Annotated in this window: 7 protein-coding genes; 5 read left to right on the top strand and 2 right to left on the bottom strand. The window is 70.2% G+C overall.

The features are described 5' to 3' along the window. Positions 1–904 (bottom strand): aldo/keto reductase family protein (locus tag ACWCSD_RS47005; RefSeq protein ID WP_449925386.1); only part of this gene is annotated, 904 nt, incomplete at its 3' end. A gap of 56 nt (positions 905–960) precedes the next feature. Here ACWCSD_RS47005 and ACWCSD_RS47000 point away from each other — a divergent pair. After that, the gene (locus tag ACWCSD_RS47000; RefSeq protein ID WP_449925383.1) at positions 961–1,926 is read left to right on the top strand and encodes a hypothetical protein; all 966 of its coding nucleotides are present in this window, start codon (positions 961–963) and stop codon (positions 1,924–1,926) included. 109 nt (positions 1,927–2,035) lie between these two features. Here the strand turns inward: ACWCSD_RS47000 and ACWCSD_RS46995 are convergent, their stop codons facing one another. Next, a complete protein-coding gene (locus tag ACWCSD_RS46995) occupies positions 2,036–2,647 on the bottom strand; it encodes a DUF3043 domain-containing protein (protein WP_449925380.1) in 612 nt (203 codons plus the stop codon). Between the two features lie 124 nt (positions 2,648–2,771). Between ACWCSD_RS46995 and ACWCSD_RS46990 the strand changes: the two genes are divergently transcribed. The 4 genes from ACWCSD_RS46990 to pspAB are packed head-to-tail and all read left to right on the top strand — an operon-like array spanning position 2,772 to position 5,320. After that, positions 2,772–3,575, top strand: coding sequence for a PspA/IM30 family protein (locus tag ACWCSD_RS46990; protein ID WP_352323075.1), 804 nt, complete (start codon positions 2,772–2,774; stop codon positions 3,573–3,575). Then, the gene (gene pspAA / locus ACWCSD_RS46985) at positions 3,572–3,850 is read left to right on the top strand and encodes a PspA-associated protein PspAA (RefSeq protein WP_352323076.1); all 279 of its coding nucleotides are present in this window, start codon (positions 3,572–3,574) and stop codon (positions 3,848–3,850) included. The genes ACWCSD_RS46990 and pspAA overlap by 4 nt, the downstream gene beginning before the upstream one ends. Before the next feature lie 5 nt (positions 3,851–3,855). Beyond that, on the top strand, positions 3,856–4,755 hold the full coding sequence (gene htpX / locus ACWCSD_RS46980; RefSeq protein ID WP_358294153.1) for a zinc metalloprotease HtpX: 900 nt from the start codon (positions 3,856–3,858) through the stop codon (positions 4,753–4,755). Between the two features lie 7 nt (positions 4,756–4,762). Further along, complete coding sequence (gene pspAB, locus ACWCSD_RS46975) at positions 4,763–5,320, top strand: PspA-associated protein PspAB (protein WP_352323078.1); 558 nt, start codon at positions 4,763–4,765, stop codon at positions 5,318–5,320. The last annotated feature ends 54 nt before the right edge of the window (positions 5,321–5,374 follow it).

Raw genomic sequence — 5,374 nt, 5'->3', positions numbered from 1 at the left:
GCTTGACGCCGGCCGCCTTGACGTTGTCGCGCACCTGCTCGGGGCGGGTGGCGCCGACGATGGCGCTGGAGACGTTCGGGTTCTGCAGCACCCAGGCCACGGCGAGCTGGGCCATGGTCAGGCCGAGGTCGTCCGCGATCGGCCGCAGCTCCTGCACGCGGGTGAGCACGTCGTCGTTCATGTACCGCGCGATCATGGCGCTGCCGCTCGCGTCGGTCGCCCGCGAGCCCTGCGGAGGCTGCTGGCCGGGCAGGTACTTGCCGGTGAGCACGCCCTGCGCGATCGGCGACCAGACGATCTGGCCGAGGCCCTCGCGCTCGCTCAGCGGCACGACCTCCGCCTCGATGACCCGCCACAACATCGAGTACTGCGGCTGGTTCGACACGATCCGGTCGAAGCCCATCTCGTCGGCGATCTTCAGCGCGCGGCCGATCTGCTCGGCCGTCCACTCGCTGACGCCGACGTAGAGCACCTTGCCCTGACGTACGAGGTCGTCGAACGTCTTGAGGGTCTCCTCAAGGGGCGTCTCGTTGTCGAAGCGGTGAGCCTGGTACAGGTCGACGTAGTCGGTCTGGAGGCGGCGCAGCGAGGCGTTGATCGACTCGGTGATGTGCTTGCGGGACAGCCCGCGGTCGTTCTTGCCGGGGCCGGTGGGCCAGTAGACCTTGGTGAAGATCTCCAGCGACTCCCTGCGGACGCCCTTGAGCGCCCGGCCGAGCACCTCCTCGGCTTTCGTCCCCGCGTAGACGTCGGCGGTGTCGAAGGTGGTGATGCCCTCGTCGAGCGCCGCCTGCACGCAGAGCTTGGCGGCGTCCTCCTCGACCTGGGAGCCGTGGGTGAGCCAGTTGCCGTAGCTGATCTCACTGACCATGAGACCGCTGCGGCCGAGGTGTCGGAATTCCATACGTTCGACCTTAGAGCGTCACATGAGCCGATTCGATTCGGGATAGGGTGCGCGACGTGCTCAAGCTCGTCCGCCAGGCTCTCACCGCGGCCGTCCTGATCGCCCTCGCGGTGCGGTTGCGCCGCCGGGCCCGCCTGCCGCGGGCCGAGCCGCCGCCGTCCGTCCCGGCGCCCGCACCGCGGCGCCGACGTGCGGGAACGGTCCTGTCGTGGCTGGTCATCGCGGTCGTCGTGACGCTCACGCTGGGGTTCGCCCTGATGGGGACGTCGGTGCAGCGCGGCGCCCTGGCCCTCGTGCGTGCCGTCACCGAACAGCAGGAACCGCCCCCGGCCGGCCCCGAGCCCGTGACGCCCGTGACGCCTATGACGGCAGTGACGCCTGTGGAGCCGCCGGCCGAGCCCGTGGCGACCGCGCAGCCCACCCCCGCCGCCTCCGCCGCCCAGGCGCCCAACTGCGCGCCCCGGCGCCGCCCGATCGACCCCCGCAGGGTCGCGCCCGACGTCAAGCGGGCCGTGGACGTCCAATGGCGGCGCATCGAACGCTGGCTCAGGAGCAACGCCCCCCGCACCTACCGCACGCTCGGCGGCCCGGTCAGGGCGCGCACGATCGCCGTGGCCGAGTCGCAGATGGGCGTGGACTTCCCCGACGCCCTGCGCGCCTCCCTGCTGCGCCACAACGGCGCGCGCGGCGCCGGCGTCCTGGGCTTCCGCCCCGGGGTCGGCGACCACCTCACCGTCCGCGGCATCAGGGACGCCTGGCGCGAGATGTGCGCCCGCCGTCCGGCCGGGTCCTGGGACGGCCTGCTGATCCCGATCCTGTCCTACACGGCCGCCGACGGCGCCACGGCGTACGCCACCGTGAGCTCGGCCGACGGGACGGTGTCCGGGGTCACGGGCAGGCGGCTGCGGTCGTCGTACACGCTGCTGCGGACCGTCGCCGACGCCCTCGAACGGGGCGGCGCGATCGACGGCCGCCGCCCCGTGGTCACCGGCGGCGTCCTGCGCTGGAAACCGGCCCGCTGAGCGGGGACGCACGGCGAAAGGCGGGAAGCACGAGTGCCCACCACCGGACGGTGATGGGCACGCGAACGTCGCCGATAAGTCGTTTTCCCGAAAAATCGGGAAAACGGGGCTACTTCTTGGGCGGCGCGGGCTTCCCGCCCGGCAGCACCGTGGGCGGCGGGAACCGCAGCTTGCGGATCTGCAAAGCGCGCATGGCCGCGTAGAAGCCGACGCCCTTCACGCTCTCGTTCGGGAACTTGGCCGCGACCTCCTTCTTCACCTTCCACGCCACGTAGAGGGAGGTGGCCAGGACGCCGACCATCATGATCGGCCAGCCGACCGCGATCACGATGTTGAGCACCTTGGCGCGGATCTCGATCGGCCACGGGATCCAGGTCGCCAGCAGGATCAGTAGCGAGAACGGCAGGAAGTACTGGCTGGGCAGGCGCCGCGAGTCGACCCAGTCGCGCGCGAACTTGCGCCCTGGACCCTTGTCGCGAACCGGAAGATAACGCTCGTCACCTGCGAGCATGCCCTTGCGGGCCCGGTCGCGCTCGGCGGCCTGCTTGGCGCGCATCTGCCGATAGGCCTCCTTGCGGTCCTTCGGCGCGGAGACCGGCTGGCGTCGTCTGCCCTCGGCATCCCGGCGCTTGGGTGTGGGACGACCTTTACCCTGGGGCTTAGGATCGTCAACGGGGACGGGGGTGTCGTCCTCGGAGGTTTGGGATCGGCGTCGCAACACACGTCAACCCTACCTGGACTGCAACTTAGTGACGCCCCCGTGCGTTATGCGTAGGGTAATCCCAAGGCGGCTGCGCTGCATTGGGTGAACACCAGCACGACCTAGAAGGGGACGGCCGACGCGCATGAGCGTGATGAAGAGACTTTCGATGATCTTCAAGTCCAAGGCCAACAAGGCCCTGGACAAGATGGAGGATCCGCGCGAGACGCTTGACTACTCCTATCAGCGGCAGCTCGAGTTGCTGCAGAAGGTGCGTCGAGGGGTGGCCGACGTGGCCACCTCGCGCAAGCGGGTAGAACTGCAGATCAACGGCCTGGAGGCGCAGGCCAGGCGGTACGAGGACCAGGGCCGCAAGGCGCTGTCCGTCGGGCGCGAGGACCTCGCGCGCGAGGCCCTGCAGCGGCGGTCCAATCTGCAGGGGCAGATGGCCGACCTCAAGGTCCAGCACGACAACCTGCAGGCCGAGGAGGAGAAGCTGACCACGGCTTCCCAGCGGCTGCAGGCCAAGGTCGACTCCTTCCGCACGAAGAAGGAGACGATCAAGGCGACCTACACCGCCGCCGAGGCCCAGACGCGCATCAACGAGGCGTTCTCCGGCATCTCCGAGGAGATGGGCGACGTCGGCCTGGCGATCCAGCGCGCCGAGGACAAGACGGCGCAGATGCAGGCCCGCGCGGGCGCGATCGACGAGCTGCTGGCCAGTGGCGCGCTCGACGACTTCAGCGGCACCCGCGGCGACGACATCCAGGCCGAGCTCGACCGCATGGGCGGCGGCATGGACGTCGAGCTGGAGCTGGCCCGGATGAAGGCCGAGCTGGGCCAGGGCCCGGCGCCCAAGAGCGCCATCGAGCAGGGGCAGCCCCAGCAGCAGGCCCAGCCGCAGCAGGGTCACACCCAGCAGCTGCGTCAGCCCGGGGAGAACGCATGATCGTCAGAATCATGGGCGAGGGCCAGGTCGAGATCTCGCCGGACGACATCGCGGTGCTCAACGAGCTCGACAGCGAGCTGGAGGCCGCCATCGAGACCGGTGACGAGGGGGCCTTCCGCGTCAAGCTGCACGCGTTGCTCGACAAGGTGCGCCATGTGGGCAAGGCGCTTCCCGACGACAGCCTTGAGCCGTCAGAGCTGATCCTTCCCCCCGCGGACGCCTCGATCGAGGAGGTCCGGGAGATGCTGGGCGACCAAGGCCTCATCCCGGGCTGAGTCCCGTGGGCACGCGGTTCGCGTCCGACAGCGGCCTGACCCGCCGCATGGTCGTGACGATGTTCCTGCTGGGGCTGCTCTACGTGGCGTTTGTCGGCGTGCTGATCGCCCTCGGCGTGCGCGCGCTGACCGTGCTGGTGCTCGCCGGGGGGCTGCTGCTGGTGCAGTACTTCCTGTCCGACCGCATCGCCCTGTTCGCGATGCACGGACGGGAGGTCTCCCCACAGGAGGCCCCCGAGCTCCACGGCCTGATCGACCGGCTGTGCGCGCTGGCGGACATGCCCAAGCCGCGGGTGGCGATCGCCGACTCCGACGTCCCCAACGCCTTCGCCACCGGGCGTAACCAGAAGCGGGCCGTCGTCTGCGTGACGACGGGGATCCTGCGCCGCCTGGAGCCTCAGGAGCTCGAAGGCGTCCTGGCGCACGAGTTGTCGCACGTCGCCCATCGCGACGTCGCCGTCATGACGATCGCCTCGTTCCTCGGCATCGTCGCCGGGCTGATGACGAGGTTCGCCCTGTACGCCGGCTTCGGCGGACGCCGGGACAACGGCCAGGGCGGCGTGCCGGTCGGGCTGATCATCATGTTCGTCTCGCTCGTCGTGTACGCCGTCAGCTTCCTGCTCACCAGGGCCCTGTCGCGCTACCGCGAGCTGGCCGCCGACCGGGCCGGAGCCCTGCTCACGCAGCGTCCCTCGGCCCTGGCCAGCGCGCTGACCAAGGTCACCGGCGACATGGCCCGCATCCCGACCACCGACCTGCGCGAGGCGGCGCCGTTCAACGCCTTCTACTTCGCCCCGGCTCTGGCCAGGGGGGAGACGCTGGCGAACCTGTTCTCCACGCATCCGCCGCTGGAGCGCCGGCTCGAACTCCTCGCGTCCATCTCCAAGCAGCTCGGAAGGGGCTGAGGCACGCATGGGCTGGCTCGACTCGCTGCTGGGCCGGTCCAAGCCGGTCAAGCCCAACCTCGACGCGCTGTTCGCGCTGCCGTCCGCCGCCGTGACGCTCCAGGCCGCGACCGGTCTCGTCCCCACCGGTCTCGGCTCGGTGTCGTTCAGGGCCGCGGAGGGCGGCGCGTTCGCCACGCTGGAGAGCGACGTCAAGGCGCTGCTCGGCGGGCGCGTCGAGGAGTCCGACGACGGCTACGGCTACACCTGGCTGCTGGTCCGCCGCGCGCCGGACGACGTCAGCGACCTGGTCACCGAGCTGCACGCGGTCAACTCCTCGCTGGAGTCGGCCGGGTTCGGGCCCTCGCTGCTGTGCTCGCTGGTGTCGTTCGCCGATCCGGCGGGCAGGCGGCTGGCGGTGGTCTACCTGTACAAGCGCGGCACGTTCTACCCGTTCGCGCCGCTGCCCGGGAACAGGCGCGACAACGCCCTCGAACTGCAGGCCAGAGGCGTCCTGGACGGCGAGCTGCCACTGGAGGCCGACCTCGGCCGATGGTTCCCGGTATGGGGTGCTCCGGGCCTTTGACCACGGATGGTGTTCTAATCATCACGTGGAGCGAAGGTTGTTCGTCGCCGCGGC

The organism is Nonomuraea sp. NPDC001684, assembly GCF_053596515.1.
The sequence above is the reverse complement of the archived record's forward strand: the minus strand, read 5'-3'. Positions and strand labels throughout refer to the sequence as shown.